The organism is Streptomyces caeruleatus, from assembly GCF_001514235.1.
Taxonomy (GTDB): domain Bacteria; phylum Actinomycetota; class Actinomycetes; order Streptomycetales; family Streptomycetaceae; genus Streptomyces; species Streptomyces caeruleatus.
The window spans coordinates 39,975-63,100 of sequence record NZ_KQ948925.1; the positions used below are offsets into that span (position 1 = coordinate 39,975).

16 protein-coding genes and 1 pseudogene are annotated in these 23,126 nt (G+C 68.9%); 7 read left to right on the forward strand and 10 right to left on the reverse strand.

Annotated features, from left to right (window positions below; genetic code table 11):
* Window positions 1-105: 105 nt before the first annotated feature.
* Both AQJ67_RS05155 and AQJ67_RS05160 read left to right on the forward strand, forming a co-directional pair.
* Window positions 106-1,212 (forward strand): LacI family DNA-binding transcriptional regulator, encoded by a 1,107-nt coding sequence (locus AQJ67_RS05155; protein WP_079055781.1) that lies wholly within the window; start codon window positions 106-108, stop codon window positions 1,210-1,212.
* A 502-nt stretch (window positions 1,213-1,714) separates the two neighbouring features.
* Window positions 1,715-1,978: a hypothetical protein gene (locus AQJ67_RS05160; RefSeq protein WP_079055782.1), complete on the forward strand. Its 264-nt coding sequence runs from the start codon at window positions 1,715-1,717 to the stop codon at window positions 1,976-1,978.
* 381 nt (window positions 1,979-2,359) lie between these two features.
* Here the strand turns inward: AQJ67_RS05160 and AQJ67_RS05165 are convergent, their stop codons facing one another.
* From AQJ67_RS05165 to AQJ67_RS05185, 5 genes are all read right to left on the reverse strand, one after another.
* A complete protein-coding gene (locus tag AQJ67_RS05165; RefSeq protein WP_062716833.1) occupies window positions 2,360-3,289 on the reverse strand; it encodes an alpha/beta hydrolase in 930 nt (309 codons plus the stop codon).
* Window positions 3,290-3,409: 120 nt separating this feature from the next.
* Window positions 3,410-4,642, reverse strand: a complete 1,233-nt coding sequence (locus AQJ67_RS05170; RefSeq protein WP_208614911.1) for an alpha/beta hydrolase family protein — start codon at window positions 4,640-4,642, stop codon at window positions 3,410-3,412.
* Window positions 4,643-4,898: 256 nt separating this feature from the next.
* Window positions 4,899-5,669, reverse strand: coding sequence for an SDR family NAD(P)-dependent oxidoreductase (locus AQJ67_RS05175; RefSeq protein WP_062716835.1), 771 nt, complete (start codon window positions 5,667-5,669; stop codon window positions 4,899-4,901).
* Between the two features lie 33 nt (window positions 5,670-5,702).
* Complete coding sequence (locus AQJ67_RS05180) at window positions 5,703-7,241, reverse strand: class I adenylate-forming enzyme family protein (protein ID WP_062716836.1); 1,539 nt, start codon at window positions 7,239-7,241, stop codon at window positions 5,703-5,705.
* Entirely contained in the window at window positions 7,238-8,596 is a 1,359-nt protein-coding gene (locus tag AQJ67_RS05185) for an MFS transporter (protein WP_062716837.1), read from the reverse strand. The genes AQJ67_RS05180 and AQJ67_RS05185 overlap by 4 nt, the downstream gene beginning before the upstream one ends.
* A gap of 210 nt (window positions 8,597-8,806) precedes the next feature.
* Between AQJ67_RS05185 and AQJ67_RS05190 the strand changes: the two genes are divergently transcribed.
* Window positions 8,807-9,724 (forward strand): LysR family transcriptional regulator, encoded by a 918-nt coding sequence (locus AQJ67_RS05190; RefSeq protein ID WP_062716838.1) that lies wholly within the window; start codon window positions 8,807-8,809, stop codon window positions 9,722-9,724.
* A 17-nt stretch (window positions 9,725-9,741) separates the two neighbouring features.
* Here AQJ67_RS05190 and AQJ67_RS05195 read toward each other — a convergent pair whose 3' ends face one another.
* Entirely contained in the window at window positions 9,742-11,388 is a 1,647-nt protein-coding gene (locus AQJ67_RS05195; protein WP_062716839.1) for a tannase/feruloyl esterase family alpha/beta hydrolase, read from the reverse strand.
* Between the two features lie 285 nt (window positions 11,389-11,673).
* Window positions 11,674-12,699 (reverse strand): extracellular catalytic domain type 1 short-chain-length polyhydroxyalkanoate depolymerase, encoded by a 1,026-nt coding sequence (locus tag AQJ67_RS05200; protein ID WP_062716840.1) that lies wholly within the window; start codon window positions 12,697-12,699, stop codon window positions 11,674-11,676.
* A gap of 476 nt (window positions 12,700-13,175) precedes the next feature.
* Here AQJ67_RS05200 and AQJ67_RS05205 point away from each other — a divergent pair, with 476 nt between their 5' ends.
* From AQJ67_RS05205 to AQJ67_RS48970, 3 genes and pseudogenes are all read left to right on the forward strand, one after another.
* A complete protein-coding gene (locus AQJ67_RS05205; protein WP_079055784.1) occupies window positions 13,176-15,689 on the forward strand; it encodes a glycoside hydrolase family 2 TIM barrel-domain containing protein in 2,514 nt (837 codons plus the stop codon).
* A gap of 119 nt (window positions 15,690-15,808) precedes the next feature.
* On the forward strand, window positions 15,809-16,327 hold the full coding sequence (locus AQJ67_RS05210; protein ID WP_062716841.1) for a TetR/AcrR family transcriptional regulator: 519 nt from the start codon (window positions 15,809-15,811) through the stop codon (window positions 16,325-16,327).
* 836 nt (window positions 16,328-17,163) lie between these two features.
* Window positions 17,164-17,736 (forward strand): annotated as a pseudogene (locus AQJ67_RS48970) (ABC transporter permease); the annotation flags it as partial.
* A gap of 200 nt (window positions 17,737-17,936) precedes the next feature.
* On the opposite strand, the gene AQJ67_RS48545 reads toward AQJ67_RS48970, so the two are convergent.
* Window positions 17,937-18,473, reverse strand: a complete 537-nt coding sequence (locus AQJ67_RS48545; protein ID WP_062716842.1) for a phenolic acid decarboxylase — start codon at window positions 18,471-18,473, stop codon at window positions 17,937-17,939.
* 104 nt (window positions 18,474-18,577) lie between these two features.
* Between AQJ67_RS48545 and AQJ67_RS05220 the strand changes: the two genes are divergently transcribed.
* Window positions 18,578-19,021: a MarR family winged helix-turn-helix transcriptional regulator gene (locus tag AQJ67_RS05220; protein ID WP_062717471.1), complete on the forward strand. Its 444-nt coding sequence runs from the start codon at window positions 18,578-18,580 to the stop codon at window positions 19,019-19,021.
* A 789-nt stretch (window positions 19,022-19,810) separates the two neighbouring features.
* On the opposite strand, the gene AQJ67_RS05225 is transcribed toward AQJ67_RS05220, so the two are convergent.
* Both AQJ67_RS05225 and AQJ67_RS05230 read right to left on the reverse strand, forming a co-directional pair.
* A complete protein-coding gene (locus AQJ67_RS05225; RefSeq protein WP_062716843.1) occupies window positions 19,811-20,764 on the reverse strand; it encodes an alpha/beta hydrolase fold domain-containing protein in 954 nt (317 codons plus the stop codon).
* Between the two features lie 54 nt (window positions 20,765-20,818).
* On the reverse strand, window positions 20,819-23,059 hold the full coding sequence (locus AQJ67_RS05230; RefSeq protein WP_062716844.1) for a glycoside hydrolase family 3 C-terminal domain-containing protein: 2,241 nt from the start codon (window positions 23,057-23,059) through the stop codon (window positions 20,819-20,821).
* Window positions 23,060-23,126 lie beyond the last annotated feature (67 nt).

The window sequence follows — 23,126 nt, forward strand, 5'->3', positions numbered from 1 at the left end:
GGGCGTAGGCAAGGGAAATGACTAGGAAAACGTTTACTACCCGCGAAGGGTACGCACTTCCCTGACACGCTCGCAAGAAGAGAGGAATGCAGTAACGTCGGAGCCGTGACGGATGAGGAAGAGGGCCCGCGACACGGTCCTGCCAAGCGGAGGGCGAAACGCAGGGGGAGAGCCGACGGTCCGAGCACCATCCGTGACGTCGCCGCCAAGGCCGGTGTCTCCGTAGCAACCGTTTCCCGGACGCTGGCGGGCAACTACCCGGTCTCCGCGGAGACAAGGCAGCGCGTCATGGCCGCCGTCGACTCCCTCCACTACGTCGTGAACGTCCACGCCAAAGCCCTGTCCGGCCGCGTCGCCGGCCCGGTCGCCCTCGTCCTGAAGGACATCACCGGTCCGTCACTCGCCCACGTGGCCGCCGGAGTGGAGGAGGAGAGCGGCCGCCGGGGCCGCCTCAGCCTGGTCTGCTCCACCAAGGGCGACCCGAAGCGCGAGGACGACCTCGTCCAGCTGATGCGGGAACAGCACGCGGCTGCGGTCATCCTGGTCGGCGGCACGGAACCGGACGACGCCTACCACCGCCGGATGGCCGGCTACGCGAAGGCGCTGCACTCCGCGGGTTCCCGGCTGGTGCTGTGCGGCCGGCCGCCACTGCCCTGGAACGCCCCGGTGACCGTCGTCGACTACGACAACCGCGGCGGCGCCTTCCAGGCCACGGCGCACCTGCTGACCGCCGGGCACCGGCGGGTCCTCTTCCTCGGCGGCTCCCTCGGGTTCAGCAGCTCGGATGAACGCCGCCTCGGACACCGGGACGCCCTGCGCGCCCACGGCATCCCCTACGACGCGGCCCTGGACATCGCCGGGGACTACACCCGCAGGTCGGGCTACCTGCGCACGCGGGAAGCGCTGCGCGCGCAGGTCGCGTTCACGGCGGTCTTCGCGGGGGCCGACGCGGTCGCGGTCGGTGCGCTGGCCGCCCTGCGCGAGGCCGGCCTGCAGATCCCGCGTGACGTGTCCCTGGTCGGCTTCGACGACGTCCCGTTCGCCGCCGACCTCACCCCCTCCCTCACCACCGTCCGCGTCCCGTACGAGGAACTGGGTCGCACCGCCGCACGCCTCGCCCTGGATCGAGACGACGGTCCGACGTCGGACGACCATGTCGTACTCAGCACACAGCTCGTGATCCGGGACTCGGTGGTTCGGGCGAAGACGTAGCAAGGCACCCGGCACCCGGCACCCGGCCGGGAGGCGTCCCGCTCGGTCGGCAGGGTGCGGGGCATGACAGACATTCCCTCCGCCCGAGCCGGGCGCAGAGCCCGTCGGGTCACGCACACCGTCGCCCGTTCGAAGCCGCGCCCACGACACTCCCACAAGTACGTCCCGATGAACTGCCGCTCCGTGTCCGCCGGTTGCACTCGTGTCACGCGAGAAGATCTACCGGTCCTGGCCCGCGTCGAGGGCGGATTTACTCAGCTTGATCACGACTGGGTAGGCGCCCTACTGATCGGGCGCCGAGCAGGGCAGCCCAGTGGCGGCCGGTGGCGATCAGTCCGGCGACGGCCCAGTCGATCTCGGTTGCCGCCAGGACACGACGGCGGCGACGCCGATGCGATGGCTGTCGGCCCGTTCTTGGCGGCGTTGATCCACTGCAGTCCACCGTTCTATGGCCAGTTGGGCTTGGAAGATCTGGCGCGAGCTGGACCGGTAGGGGCATACGGTGCCCGCTGTACTGTCGAGCGCCTGGCGCGCGAGACGGGGCATCCAGGGTGCGGTCCGCGGCAAGCGGGTGATCACCACGCTACCCGGCAGACAGGTCGAGCGGGGCCCCGAACGTCTTGACCGCGGCTTCGTCGCCGCCGCCCCCAATCGATGCCGGGTCGCGGACTTCACCCAGGTGAAGACCCGGTCGGCGGCCGGCTACGTCGCGTTCGTCGTGGACGCCTTCCCCCGCCGGGCGGTCGGCCCCGCACCGTGCAGGTGACCGCCTTCGTCCTGGCCGCCCTGGAGTTGACAGTCCGTAACGCGACCTCTACCAACCTCCCTTCTGCTCCGGCGAGTTGATCAAAACCCCGGACGCCTGACGCAATGCACCCTCATTCCCGGGCGGAGTGGTTGCGGATCAGTTGCAGGGGCTGCACCTGTGGCTCACGCTGGATCGTACGGACTTGCGTCGGTGGCGTAGCGTCAAGGACATCGGCGGGACGGCCGAGCCGGATCATCAATCGGCCGTTCCGTTCTCAGACGTTGTGGAGGTACGGCTCGCACGTGGTCTGAGAACAGATACGCGACCGTAGGCAAGCGGCTCTCCACAGTCTCGGTCAAGGAACTCATCGGCGTCGCCGAAATGGTCGTCGGGAGAGAGCTATTGCGGGCAGCCGAGGTGACCGAGACCGCGCAGCCACTCTTCGAACCGGTCGAGCCAGGAGTCGGCTGCCTCGCCGGTCGGGGTGCATCCGAAGCCATGCCCACCGATGGGATAGAGGTGCGCCTCGACGGGACGGCCCGCGGACTGCCAGGCCTGGATCAGGCGGACGGTCTCGTCGAAGCACAGGACGTCGTCGGCGGTCACGACCGCGAACAGCGGAGGTGCGTCGTCGGGGGCAGTCTTGTCTTCGGCGTAGCCGCCGTAGATGCACGCGATGAAGTCGGGCCGTTCTACCGGGTCCTTGGCATCGACTGCGTTGGAGGCGAGGAAGGCGCCCGCCGAAAAGCCGATCAGGCCGATGCGGTCGCTGTCGATCTGCCACTCCGCAGCGCGCTCTCGCACGAGGGCCATGGCACGACGCGTGTCGTCCAGAGCGAGTCCCGGTGCCAGGTGGTCCATGTTGGCAACGGAGCCGGCCACCGTCTCTCCCGCGGTCACCGGCTCGAAGAGCGACACGAAGCGCTGCGCGAAGTCCGCCATGGTCGCGCCCGAGTGACCGACACGGTACTTCAGTAGAAACGCCGCGATCCCTCTCTCCCGGAGCCATTCGGCGACAGCCGTGCCCTCGCTCTCCATGGAGAGCATCAGGAAGCCGCCTCCGGGAGCGACGATGACCGCGGCGCCCGTGGCACGTTCGGGATCGGGCAGGTAGGGCGTCAGTGTCGGTACGACCACGTTGCGGACCTGCAGTGCACCCGTCGAGCCCACGAACACCGATTCCTGGTGCTCCCAGCCTTCCGAGCCGGGTGCGGTTCCCGGCCACAGCGGGATGCCCGGGGCGAGCGTGGTGACCGATCGGGGATCGAGCTCCTGTCCCGCGGCGATCATCCGTGCCGCTGTGGCGAGGGCGCCGTCGTCCTTCGTCATACGTGTTCTCCTTGGGTTGGGTACGGAAAGGGTGCTGCGACGTTGCATCGCAGTTCCCGGCTCGATCGGGGTCGTTCTGCTCACCCCGCGCTCATGCGCACCACGGCGGCCCGAGCCCCGTCATCGTCGTGCAGGCAAGTCCGCAGCGGGACAGGTGGGGAAGAGGTCCCGCGAGAGACCCTTCGGCGCGTTCGGATCACTGAAGCGGCAGCCGAAGGTCATGGACGCGACTTCCTTACGGCTGAGGAAGTTGTCACCTGCAGGCCGCGCAGCGTCCTCGCCATGCGCCGCCCGCCGTTCCACCCACGAGGTGAGGTCCTTCCACGCCTTGCCCACCTCGGCCTCGGTGAAGTCGCAGTGCAGGGCGCCGCGGATGCCACGCTGGACAAGCAGATCGGACTGCCCGTTGCCGGCAACCTTCTTGGCGTAGCTCTGCTCCATCGACAACGGCACGAACAGCTCGCCGATGTCATGCAGACTCATCACCGGTACGTTCGGCTTGCCCACGATGCGCGGCACGTCATTGAGGGCCATGCTGTTGCGCCTGGCCCAACTGCTCGGCGCCACGCGCTCGACCGTCTTGTTGATGTCCACCGGGTAGGTCGGCTGGTAGCGCGTGGTGATGTTCTGCGTCGTGTCCTTGGTCGTACGAGGGGTCGGCGGCGGCGCCGCTGCCAGCATGGCCCCGACGTAGATACCCATTGCCTCGTCCGCGCCGGGCCGCGGGCCGCCGGACAGTTCTGTGAGCATCTGCTGGTACTGCCGTCCGGCCACCGTCGTGGGATCCTGGCCGACCTGCAGGTCTGTGATCCCGAGGCGCTTCTTGATCAGCGGCAGCGCATCCGTCGGGTAGTCCTCGGTCGCCAGATAGGCGTCGACGCCCGCCAGTGCCTGCGCCGCCAGGTTCGCGTCCAGGAAGTAGTCGAACAGCCTGATGTCACCGAGCTGTCCGCACAGCGACAGGGCTCCGTCGTAGTAGCCGGAGTACTCCTCGAGCGAACGGGCGACCACGTGGCCGCCCATCGAACCGCCGGTTATGTAGGTGCGGGTTGGCCGGTGGCCGAGCAGTTCGGTGGCGGCGTACTCGGCAAGGTCGTGCGTGCTGCTGACACCCGACCCCGCGTCGTAGCCGTTGACGGTGTAGCTGGAGGCGGCCCAGGCATAGCCCTGCCGCAGGAGCTGTTCCCGCAGGCCGAACGGCGGCAGGTCGACGGTGAGCTCCTTCGTGTCCTCGCGAGTGCCATGGGCGAACATGACGAGTTCGCCGTTCCACTTCGGAGGTACTTCCAGGTCGTACGCGGCATGGCCGTGAATGCCCTGGACGACACGCGTGAACCCGCCGTCGACCAGCATCGGCGCCAGCGGAGGGTTGTTGACCCGGTACCCGGGCAACGGCTGGGAGCCGTCCGGATCGTCCTGCGCGGCTGCCGGGCCGACGGGTGAGAGCAGCACTGCGGCCACTGAGCACGCCACGAGCACCGAGAGACGCCTGTCCCATCGCATGATGGTCCTCCGTTGGTTGGGGTTCGGGGGGGGGGACGCCGGCCAGGGTGCGCGCCCAGCGCCAGGGCAGTCCCTGGCAAGCCGGGCGATCTGCCGGCAGGCGCACTTACGCCAGCACGTATCCGCCATCGACATGGAGACAGGTGCCGGTGGTGTAAGAGGAGTCGGGCCCGACCAAGTAGGCGACGGCTCCCGCGACTTCCGACGGCTCACCCATGCGGGGTATGGGTGTTCGGGAGACGCCGTACTCCGCGCCGGCCGCCATGGGGGACGCGATCGGTCCTGGGGCGACCGCGTTCGCGGTGATGCCCCAGACGCCGACCTGCCGGGCGATCCAGCGGGTCAGGTTGATGGCTCCGGCCTTGGCCGAGGCGTAGGCCGCTCCGGATCGGCCGCCGCCGCCGGCCGAATCGACCGGGCCGATGCCGCCTACCTTGCCGGAGACGGAAGCTATGTTGACCAGACGGCCGCTCCCCTGTTCCTTCATGTGCGGGAAGACCGCCGCCTGGCAGGCGAATGCCATCGCGGTGAGGTTGGTGTCGATGTCGCGCTGCCACGTGGCGGGACTGAGTTCCTCGAAGGATTCCCGGCCGCAGGTACCCGCGCAGTTGACGAGGACGTCGAGCCGGCCGAAGCGGGTGGCGACGTCGTGCACGGCCGCCTGCAGTGCGGGGATGTCGCGTATGTCCACGCGCACCGCGTCGGCGGCCCCGATACGGGCCGCCGTGTCCTCGACCGTCGGCGCGATGTCCAGCAGAACGGCGATGTCGCCGTCGGCAATGAGCCGTTGGGCGATGGCCTCGCCGATGCCCTGCGCTGCCCCGGTGATCAGGGCGACGCGGCGGCTCGGATCGGAGGATGCGGGATGTGCGGTCACAGTGATGCTCCGTACGGGTTCGCGGGAAGGGTGTCAGCTGCCTACGCGGAAGCGTCGGACCTTGCCGACGCTGGTGCGTGGGAGCTCGTCGATGAGGTGCCAGGCTCGTGGCCGGGCCGCGGGCGCAAGATTGCGGTCGGCCCACTCGTCCAGGTCTTCCGCGCGGGGTGGTTCGTTCGGGTCGCGGGCCACGACGTAGGCGACGGGAACCGTGTCGCGCACGGGGTCGGAGACACCGACCACCGCTGCCTCCAGGACTCCGGGTGCCTGTGCCACGGCAGCCTCGACCTCGGTGAGGCTGACGTTCTCCCCCGACACCTTGATGACATCGTCGACCCGGCCGGTGAAGCGCAGCACGCCGTCGGCGTCACGGGAGACGAGGTCACCGGTGGCGAACCAGGTGCCCTGCGGCTCGGTGGAGAAGGCGCGGGCGGTGGTCTCCGCGTCGTCGAGGTAGCCGGCGAACAGGTCGCGTCCGGGTGTGCCGAGCACCTGGAGTTCTCCCGTGGCTCCCGGTGCCGCCGGGTTCCCGCTCACCGGGTCCGCCACACGGATGCGGCGGTCGGCGACGGGGGTGCCGATCACGTCGTGCACGGGGTGTTCGCTGGAGTCGGCGCTGACGATCGCGACCGTCTCGGTCATGCCGTACAGCTGCCGTGGGCGAGTGCCCACCAAGCGCGCGAACCATTCGTAGTGTTCGGCGCCCAGGCTCTGCGCGAACCACACGTGTTCCAGCTGGAGCGGAGGCTCCTCGCTCGGGGTACGGGCAAGGATCATCCGGATCGGAGCGGCGAACAGACTCGCATGGGTGGCCCCCAGCTCCCGGGCCTGCCGAAGCCAGCCGGATGCGCTGAAGGCGGCGCTCAGGGCAACGCTCGCCCCGACGGCGATGGCCGGTGCGAAGCAGTAGTACTGGGCGTTGGCATGGAACAGCGGCAGCGTGACGTGCCATCGGTGGTGCGGTCGCAGCCGTGCCGCCTCTGCCATCACAGCGGCGACGTGGGCGTAGTTGGCCTGTGTGAGGACCACACCCTTGGGCTCCGCGGTGGTCCCAGACGTGAACATGACCGCGAGCCGGTCTTCCGGCCGCAGTGCCTGATCGCCCATCTCCACGACCTCCGTGCACAACAGCGGGGTCTCACTGTCGTTCACGTCACCGGCGTCCTCCGCCAGCACCAGAACTGCCGGGACCCGGTCACCGGCACCCTCGCGGTACACGGCTTCGCGGGCGGACGCGCACACCCCCACCGCCGGCCGCACCCGGCGCACCTGCCGGTCGATGTCGCGCGGGGAGGAGGCTGGATCGACCGGAACCAGCCAGGCACCCAGGCGGGACGCCGCCAGCCAAAGCGCCACGAACGCTGGGCAGTTGCGCAGTGCGACGTGCACCGGCGAGCCGGGACCGACCCCGGCCGCCCGCAGGGAGTCGGCTGTACGGGCCACTACGAGATCGAACTCCCCGTAGGTCCATTCGCACACCTCGCCCGACTCCGCCCGGAAGACAAGGAAGGGAGAGTCGGTGTGACGGCGCACCGCCGAGTCCCAGGTGTGCTGGAAGGTAGCGGATTTCATATGAGGGATTCCTTCTGCTGGCGGGAGCCGACAGGACGGTCGAGGGAAGCCAGGGAGATCCCGCGTGTCTCTCGGAGACTGGCGACCGCGAGGAGGGTGACGACCGAGGCCGCCGCGAGATACAGGGCGATCGGGGTCGAACTGTCGAAGCGTTCCAGCAGGGCGACAGCGAGGATCGGTGCGAGTGAACCGGCGGCGATCGAGGTGACCTGGTAGCCGAGGGAGATTCCGGAGTAGCGGATCCGGGTCGGGAACATCTCTGCCATCAGCGCGGGCTGTCCCGCGTACATGAGGGCGTGTACGAGCAGGCCGATCACGATCGCGGCGAGGATGATCCCGTCGTGGGCGGTGTCCATCATGGGGAAGGCGATGAAGCCCCAGCCGGCGCTCAGTACGGCACCGGCTGCGTAGACCGGACGCCGGCCGATGCGGTCCGTGAGGGCGCCGGCCAGCGGGATCGCCACGAAGTGAAGTGCATGCGCGAGGAGCAGGAGGCGCAGAATGCGCTCCGTGCCGGCCTCCACGACCACCGACAGATAGGTGATCGAGAAGGTGACCACGAGGTAGTACATGAGATTCTCGGCGAACCGGAGACCCATCGCGGTGAGCACGGCACGGGGATGTCTGCGCACCGCCTCGAACACGCCGTACTGCTCGGCCGAGCGCTGGGCCGCCTCGGTCTGCGCCGCCTGGAACACCGGCGCGTCCGTGACGTGCGTGCGCACGTAGTAGCCGATCAGGACGATCACGGCGGAGAGCCAGAAGGCGATGCGCCAGCCCCAGGCGAGGAATGCCTCGTCGGACAGGGTCGAGGTGAGGAGCAGCAGGACGGCCGTGGCGAGGATGTTGCCGACCGGTACGGCCGCCTGCGGCCAGCTGGACCAGAAGCCGCGGCGCTCGTCGGGGCTGTGCTCGGCGACCAGGAGTACCGCTCCGCCCCACTCGCCGCCCACCGCGAAGCCCTGCACGAAGCGCAGGACGACCAGGATCGCGGGGGCCGCGTAACCGATCGCGTCGAAGCTCGGAACGCAGCCCATGCCGAACGTCGCGACGCCCACCAGGACAAGGCTGACCTGCAGCAGCGTCTTACGGCCGTGCCGGTCGCCGAAGTGGCCGAAGACGAGACCGCCCAGCGGACGGGCGGCGAAGCCGACGGCGTACGTCACGAACGCGGCGAGGATGCCGTCCAGTTCGCTGCCACCGTCCGGGAAGAACAGCTTGCCGAAGACCAGCGTCGCCGCGGTGGCGTAAAGGAAGAACTCGTACCACTCGACGACCGTGCCGGCCATGGACGCGTACACGACGCGCCGCAACGCGGGGCCACGAGTGCCGTCTGGGACGGGGGGCCGGGGCATGAGAGTTCCTGTCAGTGGTCGGTGATGGTCGGGGCCGGTCCGGCTGCACCACGTCCAAGGGGCGTGGAGTAGCAACGCCGTGCTGGACACACGTCGTACACAGTCGGTCGTGTCCGTGGGGGTGTGCGACAGAGTTTCGATCTGCAAGAAAGTTGGGTCAATGCCCCGCGAGGGGCTTGATTCGCAGTACGGTCCTGCAAAAATGTACAGATGCAGACCTCGCGCCCCAGCGCCGACGACCTCCTCGTCCTCCTGGAGGTCGCCCGCAGCGGCCGGTTCAGCAGGGCGGCCGAGACCCTGGGGGTCAACCAGGTCACCGTCTCGCGGCGAATCGCCGCACTGGAACACGCGGTCGGCGGCAAACTGCTCGTCCGCTCGGCCTCCGGATGGGAGCTCACCGACCTCGGCCGCCGCGCCCTGGCAGCAGCGGAACAGGTCGACGGAGTGCTGCAGAAGCTGGAGTCCGGATCGGAGGTCGGGACGGAGATCGAGGATGTGGTCCGGCTGTCCGCCCCCGACGGCTTCACCACGTTCGTCGCCGCCCCTGCGGCTGCCCACCTGCACCAGAACCACCCAGGAATCAGTGTGGAGATCGTCTCCGCGACCCGGCGCGCGGCCCAGCACCGGTCCGGCCTGGACATCGAGATCGTCGTCGGTGAACCGCGCGTGATGAGGGCCCGTGCCCTCAGGCTCGGTGGCTACGTCCTCGGCCTCTACGCCACCCCCGACTACCTGGCGCGCAACGGCTCACCGGCCGGTGCCGACGACCTGGCCCGGCACCGACTGATCTACTTCATCTCGTCCATGCTCCAGGTCGACGACCTGGACGTGGGACGCCGCCATCTCCCCGAGATGCGCGACGCGGTGACGTCGACCAACGTCTTCGCCCACATCGAGGCCACGCGCGCCGGCGGCGGCATCGGGCTGTTGCCCACCTTCATGATCACTCCGGACCGTGGCCTCGTCAGGCTGCTGCCCGACGAGGTCTCGGTCGAGATGAGCTACTGGCTCGTCGCCCGGGAGGACACCCTGCGCCGTCCCGCGGTCGCAGCCATGGTGAGGCAACTCATGCACACGATGCAGGGGATGGGCACCGTACTGTCCCCCACGGCCGATCCTGTGGTCTGAGGCTCCGGCCAACCGGCTCACGAGCTCGCGCAGGTGAAGTTGTCGGCTCGGTCGGGGTCGCCGATGCCGTTGTACCGGGGCCATTCCGGGTACTCGCACAACGGGCGGGTGCGACCGGGGGTGGCAGGGTTGATGTCGGAGACGACCGGCTCGCGCGGCCCGTATCCCTTCTCGCTCCATCGCTGCAGGGCCGTCAGCGAGTCCCAGCTGGCCGTGAACGGGGCTTGGCCCCCGTGGCCCATGCCGGGGATGGTGTACATCCGCAGGAACTTCGACGTGGCGCGTGCTCCCATCGTCGCGCGGACCCGCTGGTAGTACTCGGCCGTGGAGCGATAGCTGACCGCTGGATCGGCCGTCCCGTGCACGAGCAGGAGCTTCCCGCCTGCCTTGGCGAACGCGGTGAGGTCGGGGTTGTTGATGTCCTGGAGCGCTGTCAGTTCGCTGATGCGCTTCTTCCACTTCCCCGGGGCGCGCGGGTCCAGTGTCAGCCCGTCGAAGTCGGGATCGCGCGCGATGAAGTACTTGGCCCACTGGTCCCAGAACAGGGCGGCGAAGGCGGTCGTGAAATCCACGGGCCGGGAGGGAGCCCTGCTGCCGATACCGAGCCCCGGGGTGCTCAGATCCGCCCCTGACAGGAACGGAGTACCGGGGTGGCCGCGTTCACCGCTGCCCAGCTTGTAGCCCCACTCGACGGGTGAGGACAGATCCCGCACGGCCTTGATCTGCGTGTCCGACAGGCAGGTGGCGCCGTCATCCTCGCCACCGGGGCAGCGCAGGACCCGCGGGTCGAAGTCGCATCCGGCCTCGTCGGAGATGAGGCCGTCGCGCACCCCGTCGTCGCCGTCGCAGGTCTGCATGGCCCGGTCGCGGATCAACCGCTGCTTCGCGGGGCTCGGGAAGGCTCCGGGGCGCTGCAGTATCTGTGCCATGTGGCCGAACCACAGGTCGAGCGTGGCGGCGTTCCAGGCCGGGGCGACGGAGATGACCCCGTCGAAGTCGCGGGGCCAGCGTTGCGCCACGGCCAGAGCCTCGCGGCCGCCGCTGGATGACCCCGCGAAGTAGGAGCGGCGGGGCTGCGTGCCGTAGCGCTCGGCGATGATGCGCATCGCGGCGTCACGCGTCTTCTTGAGTGCGTCGGCGGCGAAGTTGCGCAGGGCCTCGTCGTTCATCGCGAAGGCTCCGGCATTCCCCAGATCACTCAGGTCGATCTGGTGGCCCGAGTCGCCGGCGAAGACGGCGAATCCTCGTCCGAGTGGAGTACTTGCGTCGGCATCGCCGAAGGGAACGTTCTCGGTGAGCGAGGGAATGACTCCGTCGTAGCCTCCGCCGCCGAACATCATTGCCCTGCCGTTCCACTCGGCCGGGAGCGCGACGCGCATCTCGATGTTCGGGGCCTCGATGTCGACGGGGAACAGCTCGGCGTCGACCTGACAGTATTCGCCGATGGCCCCGGAGCCCGTTCCGGAGTCAGGCACGGTCTTCGTCCCGGTGACACGTCCTCCCGATGTCGGAAGGCCCAACGCGTCGGCGGGGATGGCCAGTTCGGCGAGTGCCTCGCATCTGGCGGACGGCCCCGCCGCGGCCCCGGCCGGCGCCGGGAGCAAGGCAACCGTGGAGACCGCGACGACGGCAGCCGTCAGCGCGCGCACAAGGACGGATCTCATGACTTCTCCTCGGAAAAAGGCAGACTTAGCCGACCCCGGCGTGCGACGTCATCCAGGTCGCCTCCGGACGCCGGGGCTACGCGGCCGTAACGTTAGGGAGCAACCGCTGCGCTTGGAAATGCACCGGCAGCGCACAGTTACGCATCCGTGAACTGCACTTCTGTGCATGCGCTGTCTTCGGCGGGCCGGCCGAACGGGACCGTTCGGCCGGCCCGCCGGGGGATGCGGTCCGCACCGACCGACTCCTCTGAGGCACCGGCGCCTGCCGTGACTCCAGGTACGTGGCTACCTGCCACAAGCCGTGTTGCCACGGCTGAGCGTGAACTGCTTGAAGAAGCGCCACGACGCCTCGGAGGCGCTGGGACCCTTCGGATCGTTGAACACGTCGGCGTACACCGGGTCGGTCGACCCTCCGGACCAGAAGTGCCCCATTCCGTCCACGATCCACCGCTCCGTGATCTGGCAGCCATGGGGGTCCCTGGCCACCTTGCTGGTCCACGCGTAGCCGCCAGGCACCTGGCCGCTCTTGGTGGACTGCGGATCGTCCCGGAAGGTGTCGCCGTCCGTACCCGGCTTCAGCAGGTTGTTCACGGCCAGCCACTGGATCGCGGCGGACCGCGCACACCCTCCGAGCTGCGCCTCACCGAGAGGGTCGTTGGTCCCCCCGATGGAGAAGAAGGGCATCACATGCGCCCGCGGCCCCATCTGCTCGACCACTTGGGGCGCGTGGAGCCGGGCGACGAGGTCCGTCAGGAGCATGCAGGAGACGAAGTCCATGCCGTAGCCGCCGCCTGCCGACACCCCGATGGCCGCGTACAGGTCGGGGTAGGCCGCGCCGGTGGCACTCGTCTGGAACGCACCCGAGGACATGCCCGCGAGGTACACACGGTCGGAGTCCGCCTGATACCTGGAGATGACCTCGCGAGTGATCCCGGCCACGATGTCCGCGTCGCCGCCACCGCCTCGGGTCGAACTCGCCTGGTCGTTGAGCACCGCGCGCCAGCACTGCCCGCCGTTGTCGGGATACGCGACGAGGAACCGCTCGCGGTCCGCCAGCGGGTTGAGCAGGTTGGCGTGCATCTGCTGCTCAGCCGTCGTGAGACAGCCATGCAGCATGACGTACAGAGGCAGTCTGTCGGTCTCCTTCCAGCCCTGCGGGACGTAGACCAGGTATTCGTTGGTCCCGGTCGCCGCTTCGTAGACCCGCCGCTCGACGTGCCCTGCCCCGCCTGCGGTGTCGGCAGGTTCGGCGGCGAGGGCGGGAGGGGCGGTGACGAGGGTCAGAGCACGGTGAGGAGGGTGCGAAGCCATGCCGTCCCGGCGGGTCTCCGTACAGCTCCCGAGCGGAGGGACGCTCCGCGATCACGCTGTTTCCAGCCGTACTTCATGCATGAGTGGGCCATGGATCCTCCAGGTGCGGCACCGCGGACACGGCAGAGGCGCACGTCGAAAGTGGGGATGCACACAGATGTGTGTGGCCCAGGCGGAGCAACGTAACGGCAGAGTCACCGAAGAACAAGACTCCGCGCCATGACCGTCAGTCATCAGGCAGGCACGGAACGTCGAACAGATCGACGCACCCATGTCACCACCAGCGGCAATAGCCGACGCACACTCACCGAACAGGTCGCGAATTTATTGCCACGATAAGAAGTTGCTGTTACGGTCACCGCATCCTCGCCCCATGCGGGCACTCCCCCTGCCCAAGTCGGCTCCCGGTGCCATGTGCCACCTGAACGAACCCGAACCAAGGCGCGAGGGCCCACCGTGCGCGATAAGGAATCCACATGATTCGAACGTCGTTCAACGAAGGCTGGGAATTCCGGCCGCAGGTCAACCCGTTCGCCGAACTGTCCGGCCCGAGCGCCCCCTACCGGCCGGTGACGGTTCCGCACGATGCCATGATCGGTCGGCAGCGCACGGCGTCGGCAGATGCGGCGGGGGCCTTCTTTCCCGGCGGGGCCTACGAGTACCGCAAGGTCTTCCATGTGGCGGCCGAGGATCAGGGCAAGCGCATCCTCGTCGAGTTCGAGGGCGTCTACCGGGACGCGATGGTCTACGTGAACGGCGCCTACGTCGCCCAACGCCCGTACGGATACTCGCAGTTCCACGTCGACATCGGGCCGCACCTGCGCTACGGCGCGACGAACGAGATCCGGGTCGACGCCCGAACCCACCAGGACTCCCGCTGGTACACCGGCGCGGGCATCTACCGTGACACCTGGCTCCTGGCGGGCGGCCCTGTGCGGATCTCGCCCGAGGGTGTCCGTGTCACGGCCCTGGACACCGACCGAGAGCGCGCCGTGGTGGAGGTCGCCGTTCAGGTCGAAAGCGACGAGCGCATGTTGCGCACCGTCCAACTCGGTATCCGGATCACGGACGTTGACGGACGCGTCATGGCGACGGGTGAAGCACCGGTCACCGTCGAACCGGGCCAACGGGCCGTGGCCCGGCAGCGGTTGTACATACCCGACCCCGGTCTGTGGAGCCCCGAACAGCCCACGCTGTACACCGCCGTGATCACGCTGGACGACGGCCAGGACACGGAACACGTCACCTTCGGCATCCGAACACTGCAACTCGACCCGACGCACGGTCTACGCCTCAACGGAACTCCCGTGAAACTGCGCGGCGCCTGCGTTCACCATGACAACGGACCGCTCGGCGCCGCCACCCATGCGCGCGCCGAAGAGCGCCGTGTGGAACTGCTCAAGGACGCCGGGTTCAACGCCATCCGCATGTCTCATCACCCCATGAGCCGCGCCATGCTGGAGGCCTGTGACCGGCTCGGGATGCTCGTCGTCGACGAGGCATTCGACATGTGGACCTCCGCCAAGTCCGCCTTCGACTACAGCCTGCACTTCGCCGATTGGTGGGAGCGCGATCTGGAGGCCATGGTCGCCAAGGACTACAACCACCCCAGCGTCGTCCTGTACTCGATCGGCAACGAGATCCTCGAGGCCGGTTCACCCGCCGGTGCCGTGTGGGGCCGCCGGCTCGCCGAGAAGACACGTGCCCTGGACCCGACCCGCTACGTCACCAACGGCATCAACACGGTCCTCGCTGTCATGGCCGACCTCAAGGCGATGAACCGGAACGAGGCGTCCGAGCAGAGCCACGACGACGCAACCGGCATCAACACCCTCATGGCCGACCTCGCCGCCCGCATGGAGGCCCTGACCACTTCCGAGCTGGTCACGCGCAAGACGGAGGAGTCCTTCTCCGTCCTCGACATCGCCGGCATGAACTACGCCGAGGCCCGCTACGAGATCGACCGCGAACTCTTCCCCCAGCGCGTCATCCTCGGCACTGAGACCGTCCCCACCCACATCGACCGCATCTGGCGCCTGGTGAAGGAACACAGCCACGTCATCGGCGACTTCACCTGGACCGGATGGGACTACCTGGGCGAAGTCGGCATCGGCCGCCCGCAGTACCTCACGGCCGGGGAGGCGCCCATGGAGTTCATGGCTCCCTTCCCGCACCTGACGGCCGACTGCGGCGACATCGACATCACCGGCCATCGCCGCCCCGCCTCCTACTACCGCGAGATCCTCTTCGGGCTGCGCACCGATCCCTACCTCGCCGTCCGCCGCCCGCAGCACCACGGCAGGACATACACCGCCACATCCTGGGCCTGGAGCGACAGCGTCCCCTCGTGGACATGGCCCGGCTTCGAGAGCGCCCCCATCACGGTCGAGGTGTACGGCGCCGGAGACGAGGTCGAGTTGTTGGTCAATGGCTCCTCGCGAGGGCGACACCCCCTGACGAACTTCCGCACGGAGTTCGACCTCTCTTACGAACCGGGCGAGTTGCTCGCCGTCTGCTACACGGGCGGTACGGAGACCGGGCGTCACGCGATACGCACGGCCGGCACTCCGGACCGCCTGCGGGCGGAGTGCGACCGGCCTGTCATCGCGGCCGCCGGCGGCGATCTCGCTTATGTTTCCCTCACCCTCACCGATGCGGACGGCACCTGTCATCCGGCTGCCGACCGCTCCATCCGCCTGGAGGTCACAGGAAGCGGGGTCCTCGCGGGCTTCGGCTCCGCCCGGCCGTCCACCGAGGAGCGCTTCGACGCCCCCGACCACCTCACCTACGAAGGCCGGGCGCTCGCGATCCTGCGCCCCACCGGGCCCGGTGAGATCCGTCTGCTCGCTTCGGCGCAGGACTGCGGGACCGTCATGGTGCGGGTCGAGGTGCGGGACTTGTCGGTCGACGGCATGCCCCCCACGTCCCACACCGCACCTGCTGGCAGACGCGACCGGGCCGACGAGTCGGAGGCTGTTCTCTCCTCATGACGCGTGAGACCGTCCGCCGGCCTGGCAAAGCGTTCCGATAGGGTGCCGATGTGTCAGAGCTTCGTCGGCGCGGCCCGTATGCACGTACGAGAGAACGCCGTGCGGCCATCGCGGAGGCCGTGCTCTCCCTGGTGATCGAGCGGACCCACCGCGGCGTGACCACGCTCGAGGTGGCGAAGCGGGCGGGCATCAGCGAAGCCGGCCTTCTCTACCACTACCCGTCCAAGGAAGCGCTCCTCGTCGCGGCGCTGGCTCTGTTCGACGAGCGCGAGATGAGCCTTCTGCGCCCGGGCGAGGCCCTCGAGACCGCGCCCGCACTCGCCGTTGCCGGTGTGCGACGCACCAATGTCGTCCACCTCTACGCATCACTGCTCGGCGAGGCCAGCAACCCGGATCATCCCGCGCATGACTACTTCAAGGAGCGGTGGCGCATCTCGCGCGCCAGCCTGGCGCGCGACATCACCCTGCTTCAGGAGGACGGCGAGGTGGACCCGGCGCTCGACCCGAACCGGGCCGCGACCTTGATCATCGCCGCGTGGGACGGGCTGCAGAACCACTGGCTCGTCGACCCCACCTTTGACATCGGCGCCGAACTCAGGGCGCTGATCGACGCTGTCCTGATGCGGCGTCCGAGGTAGCGCCAGCAGCGCTTCGGTGACCGCGATTTTTTTGGGGGCGCTCCGCGTTTCCCCAAGGGCTGGGGCGGCGTGACATCAGCGCTCCTCCAACTCTTCGCCGTGCAGGGAAACTTCAGCCCACCACCCATGAACGCCCGGCCGCGCCACCACAGCGCATCGCGCTGCCCAGCCGCCACCGACCGCCCAATTCTTATCTCGTCGCAGATATTGACGGCGCGCGATACACGACCCTACTTTGAGCACGAACTTCAAGTGTCACTGGGAATTCAACGGTCTGTCATCCGTCTGGAACATCGACCGCTGTCGTCATCCGACTCACTTCCGAAGGCGCCATCATGAGAATCGCGCACACACTCGTGTCGTCGTTCGCCGCTGACTGTGCTGCCAGGACCATCCCCATGTCCGAGCCGTTCGCGCCCAGTTCAGGGCGCGGCGCCGAACACCGGGGCCCGCGTGGCGCCGCCGCACCGTTCAAGGCAATCCGCCGCTCTGCGGCGCCCCCGCTCCCCCCGTGCCCGTCCACGGAGGGCCGGCCATGCTGAGGCTCCTGGGGCACCGTCTGCTCTGGTCGCTCCCCATGGTCTTCGTGGCCACCGCGCTGTCGTTCGTGCTCACCGCTCTGGTACCCGGCGACGCCGCCCAGTCGATACTCGGCTTCAAGGCCACGCCGGAGCAGCTCGGCGCCATGAGGGCACGACCTCGGCCTGGACAAGTCGTTGGTCGAGCAGTACGGCAGCTGGCTGGGGCACGCGGTCCAGGGTGATCTCGGGAGCTCCCTCTTCTCCGGAGAGAGTGTCACCACGCAGCTCAACCAGCACCTGGAGATCACCTTCTCGTTGCTGCTCCTGGGCACGCTCGCGAGCACGGTCCTCGGCCTGGCGCTCGGCATCACCGCGGCGGTGCGCGGTGGAGTCGTCCGCAGCGTCGTCGACGTGCTGTCCCTGGCGGGGATGGCCATCCCCAACTTCTGGCTGGCGATGGTCCTGACGTCCGTCTTCGCGGTAGGACTGCGGTGGCTGCCGGTCGTGGGGTACGTCAGTTTCACGGAGTCGCCGCTGGACTGGGCACGCTCGCTGGTGCTGCCGGTGGCCGCCCTCGCGGTCGGATCGGCCACGATCATCGCCAAGCAGACGCGCGATTCCCTGGGGCAGGTCCTCGACCAGGACTTCGTCAAGACGCTCCGTGCCAACGGATTCGGACCGCGGTCGGTCCTCTTCCGTCACGCGCTGCGCAACGCGGGCGTACCGATCATGAGCGTCATCGGCATCGTGTTCGTCAGTCTGATCGGCGGTTCCATCTTCGTCGAGCAGATCTTCGCGATGCCCGGCCTCGGGTCCATCACCCAGCAGTCGACGGCATCCCACGACCTGCCGGTGATCCAGGGAGCGGTCGTGTACTTCACCTTGCTCGTCGTCGCGGTGAAGATCGCAAGGGCCGACGGGGGGTGTTCGTCCACCGCGTCGAGAGTGCCGGAGACGAGGAAGGAGCCTTCCTCGAAGCGGGGAAAGAGCCAGCCCCGGTGGGCTTGCATGAGCTCGTCGGAAGGGTCTGCGCGGTGTACTCCACGAGCAGGGCGAAGAGCATGTCGACTCCTGGGTCGCTGGGCAGGTCAGTTGGTGCGGGTGGACCAGTCGGCGGGGAGGTCACCCGGGGCGACGGAGATGACGGATTCGTCGTCGGCACCGGCGTACTCGAGGAAGGTGATCCTCGCGAACTCAGGGACCACGTAGATCGGGTAGGTCGGGCCCTTGTCACGGTACGCGCGCATCTCGTCGAGGTGCTCGTTCTGGAAGCAGACAGTGCGCTCGCCGTGCTCCTCGACCCAGTGCGGGAAGAAGATCACGCCGTGCAGGCGGCGCTTGCCTGGCATGACGTTGACCACGACGGAGGTGCCGGTGGGCTCGTTCCAGGAGATCTTGAAGCTGTCTTCGTCGAGTTGGACCAGGTCGACCTGCTGACCCTTGACCCAGCGGCCGCCGACCATGCCGGAGTGGATCCGGTAGTCGATGGTGCGGGCGTTCTTCACGTACATCTCGTACTGCCAGCCGTTGGCGTAGGTGTAGATGAAGCGGTGACCGACGATGCCGGACAGGTCCTGCGGGGGTACGGGGTTGGCGACGGTGGTGTCGTGGACCGCGCTGTTCATGTTGGTCTCTCCTTGCGTGCACTCAGGCGATTTCCCTTTGCTGCAAAACTCGTTTGCCACAAAACTACTTTGCATCAAATGTGATTGCGGGCACAATGGCCCTCATGGACACCGCGACCGAGTTCGGCCGGCTTCTCGGCCCCCTGCGCCGGGCTGTACTGCGCACCCGCCGCGCCGAAGGCCTGCCCGACCTCCCCGAGGCCCAGATCGAGTTGCTGCGCGCCCTCACCGAGACCGGCACCGCGACCCCGCGCCAGGTCGCGGTACGACTACGGGTCGCGCCGTCCACCGTCAGCAACCTGGTCCGGACGATGACCGCGGCCGGCCTGGTGGTGCGCACCCCGTCCGCCACCGACCTGCGCACCGTCCACCTCGCACCGTCACCCGAGGCCCTGGACATGCTCGACCGTTACGACCGCACCAGCACCGCCGCCCTGCGCCGCGCGCTGGACGACCTCGCCCCACAGAGTCGCGAGGCACTGGAGCGGGCACTGCCGGTACTCGCCGAGTTGCTCACCGCCCTGGAGGCGGAGGGTCCCGAGGACTGACCCCGAGGACTGACAGCGGGCAGCCCGCGCGCGTCCGCGGACGCGTCCCGGGCTGTCGTCGGCCTGGGTGCCGGGGGTGCTCGTCCATCTTGCGGCCGGCCTCCCCGCCCGCGGCTGACCGAGCAGGACGGGATGCCGTGAGCCGAGCGGCAACCAGCTGAACTGCAGCCCGTCAGTAACCTTCAGATCGAAGGCGCGCACGTGCTGGACGGCACGGGCACTTCGTCCGCCCGCCGCCGAGCAAGTGCGCGCCTTCGCCGTCGACCGGGTGCAGATGACCGCTGGCGGAAGAGCTCCGCGTCGAGGGCGTCGGCTGGAGCGCCGCTGTGGCCCGGCTGGTGCCGCCGCCGTTGTGTGTCCCGGACACGCGCCAAGGGCAACGGGATCATCTCGGGCCGCCAGAGGCATGACCGGGCAGGCTGGGCATCCGCGTCCTGCCGTGGGGCGTCAGGGCGGGACGATGTCGCGCCGGAGGCGCCGACGTCTTTGCAGGCGGGGTGAGCGGCCGGCTGTTCGAGACCACCGAGCTGCCGCTGCCGGGGGGCCAGTGCCGCAGCCTGTCTGATCGCGTCGCACTACCCCTGGACAACCGATCGGATGCACGACTCTCGCAGATCCGCCACGACCCGAAACGGGCCTTCAGAGAGTGTCGCCATCCTCCGAAGGCCCGTATCCATTTCAGAACCCACGTCTGACGAGCGCGCGGGTCGCCAGCAACCATCGGGCCAGATGGTGCAAGGGCGCGTCCGAACCTCCTTGCCGTACGACGTGCGGCGGGACGTCGACGGGTCAGCCCTTGCGCAGGCGGGCGGCCATCCGGTCGAGGGTGGCGCGCGCGGCGTCGAGGCCCACGATGTTGAGGTGCCCGTGCACCACACCCGTCGAGAGCACCTGCTCGACATCGACGCCCGCGGCACGCAGTTGCTCGGCGAAGCGTTCGCCGCTGCTGCGCAGGCTGTCGAACTCGTCGTTGTCGAGGTAGGTGGGCGGGAAGCCGGTCAGGTCCTCGGCATGGCCCGGGAACACGTACGCGGACGCCGTCTCGACCGGGGCGCCGTCCAGCATCAGGGCGGTCATCAAGTCCAGCTGCTCGTTGACCAAGACCAACGGGCCGGGCACCTGCGTCAGGGCTGCGGCCAGTTCTTCCGAGGGGTCGGGGATCGGTGCGTGGACGAGCGGGTAGAGCAGCAGGGCCTGCCAGGGCGTTTCGCCCTCGTCCCGCAGCCGCAGAGCGGCTCCGGCCGCGAGGTTGCCTCCGGCGCTGGCCCCGCCCACGGCGATGCGGGCCGGGTCGACGCCGAGGTCCGCGGCGTTGTCGCGCACCCAGCGGTAGGCGGCGACGACATCGTCGTGCGGGGCCGGAAAGTGCACTTCCTCGCTGCACAGGCGGTAGTCGACGGAGACGACGACGGCGTCGGCACGGCCGGCGAAGCCACGGGCGGTCTCGTGCGCCTCCGGCATGTCGAGGTCACCGCCGATCCAGGCGCCGCCGTGCATCCAGACCAGGCACGGCCGCGGGGACGTAGCCACGCCGGCCGGCCGGTAGATACGCACCGGGATCGCCGGGCCCGGTCCGGGAATCGCACGGTCCTCGATCCGCAGGTCCCAGTCTTCAGGGGGACCGAGCGGCGCGCCCAGCGCCTCGTAGTCCGCGATGGTGCGGCTGCCGGCCGGCTTCTTGTTGAGCTCCTCGATACGCCGGCCGAGTTCCGGATCGTATTCATGACGCGGGAGCGCGGTCATATGTGCCTCCAAGAGGTAGCAGCGGTTGGAGCGATTGGGGAGCGGGCGACCTGCTTAGGCAGCCCCGGCGCCCGCCTCCCCTCCCACGGCGGCGACGAGCGCCCTGATGGCGTCCGGGTCGAGACCGAGGGTGGGGCCGTCGAACTTGACGAGCGGGATCTGGACGGCAGCGGCCAGGGCCATCGGGTCGACGTCGTCCAGCCGGACCGCGCCGGGGTGTGCGTCGAGCCGCTCCCGCAGGAGCTTGCCGCCGACCGGGTGGTCCAGCCACTCCCCGAGCGAGGACTGCTCGGTGAGCGCCTCCGTATGGCCGTCACCGCGGGTGTAGAGCACGGTGTGCAGCCGGATGTCGCGGGAGGAGGAACCCACTTCCACGGTGAACGTGCCCGGGTCGATGCGCCAGCCGCCCCGCTGGGCCGAGTACCAGGCCAGGTCACGGCCGGTGAGACGGAACCGCGCCTGGCGCGAACTCCCTGGTGCCAGCGCCAGTTTGGTGAAGCCGCGCAGCTCGTGTCGCGGTCGGGTGGGGTGCGGCTCGTCGAAGGCGACGTAGAGCTGGACGACCTCCTCACCATGACGGGTCCCGGTGTTGGTGACGGTGACACTGACCGTCCACTCGTTGACACCGGTCTCTTCGACCGCGAGGTCTCGGTAGGCGAAGGTCGTGTAGCTCAGCCCGTGCCCGAAGGGGTACGCGACCGGCACGTCCAGCGTGTCGTAGTGCCGGTAGCCGACGTAGCGCCCCTCGCCGTGCACGGTGTGGCCGTCCTGGCCGGGAAAGTGCAGGTACGAGGGGACGTCCTGGAGCCGAAGCGGAATGGACTCCGTCAGCTTGCCCGACGGATTGCAGGCGCCGAACACAAGGTCGGCCACGGCCGAACCACCCGCCTGGCCACCCAGCCAGGTCTCCAGTACGGCCTGTGCGTGGTCCTGCCACTCGCTCACCGACACGGTCGACCCGTTGGCCAGTACGACGGCGACCTGCGGACAGGCGGCAGCCACCAAGTGCACCAACTCCACCTGCGCCGAGGGAAGTCGGATGTGCGTACGATCCTGTCCCTCGGTCTCCGAGGCGTCCGGCAGTCCGAGGAAGAGCAGGACGACGTCGGCGTCGGCCGCACAGGTCACCGCCTCCTCGGCCAGCGCCGGGTCGGTGGTGTCGTCGAGGGAGAAGCCGGGAGCGAAGGTCAGCTGCAGCTCCGGGCCGGCGGCCTTCCGCAGTGCTTCCCAGGCGGTGTCCAGACGCGTGGGCACGACGCGGGAGCTGCCCTGACCCTGGTAGCGCGGGGTGCGGGCGAACTCGCCGATGACGGCCACCTTCAGGCGCGAGGCCGGATCGATCGGCAGCAGAGCGCCGTCGTTCTTGAGCAGCACCGCTCCCGCTCGGGCAGCCTCGCGGGCCAGCTCGTGGTGGGCGTCCACGTCCCACCCGTCGAAGTGCGGGGCCCGGTCGACCCGTTCCTGGAGCTGAAGCAGACGGGCGGCTGCCGTGGCCACGGCCTCCCGGTCGAGGCGGCCTTCCTCGACTGCCGCTGTGATCTGATCGTCGGTGCCGTTCGGCGGCATCTGCAGGTCCAGGCCTGCCGCCAGGGAGGCCACCCGGTCGTCGACGGCTCCCCAGTCGGACATCACCAGTCCGTCGAAGCCCCACTCCTCGCGCAGCACTTGGGTGAGCAGCCACGGGTGCTCGCTGGCGGGCACGCCGTTGACGCGGTTGTAGGAACTCATCACGGCGTACGGCTTCGCCTCGCGCACGATGTGCTCGAACGCTGGCAGATACAACTCGCGCAGGGTGCGCTCGTCGACATCGGCGCTGACCCGCATCCGGTCGGTCTCCTGGTTGTTGACGGCGAAGTGCTTGAGGCAGGCACCGACGCCCAACGACTGGATCCCGTCGACGACCGCGGCACCCATGACGCCGCTGACGTGCGGGTCCTCCGAGAAGTACTCGAAGTTGCGCCCACACAGAGGGCTGCGCTTGATATTCACGCCGGGGCCCAGGACGACATCCACCTTGAGGGCACATGCCTCCCGCGCCACAGCCGCGCCGATCCGGCGGACCAGGTCGGGGTCCCAGCTGGACCCCATGGTGACCGCGGGCGGGTAGCAGGTGGCAGGGGCGCTGGGCGCGAACAGGCTGCCGTCCTCGATGGTGCGCCGGAGCCCGTGGGGACCGTCCGAGACGTTGAGGGCGCGCACGACGTCACGTACGGGGGCGGTGGACCAGGCCGTTCCGCCCGAGGTGAGGGAGGCCTGCTCGTTGAGGCTGAGGTGGGCGAGTTGCTCGGAAGTCATGTCGTTCCTGTTCGGTGCGGTATTGCACGTCTGCTCGGTTCGCGGCGCTGAATGTCTTGAGTGTCCG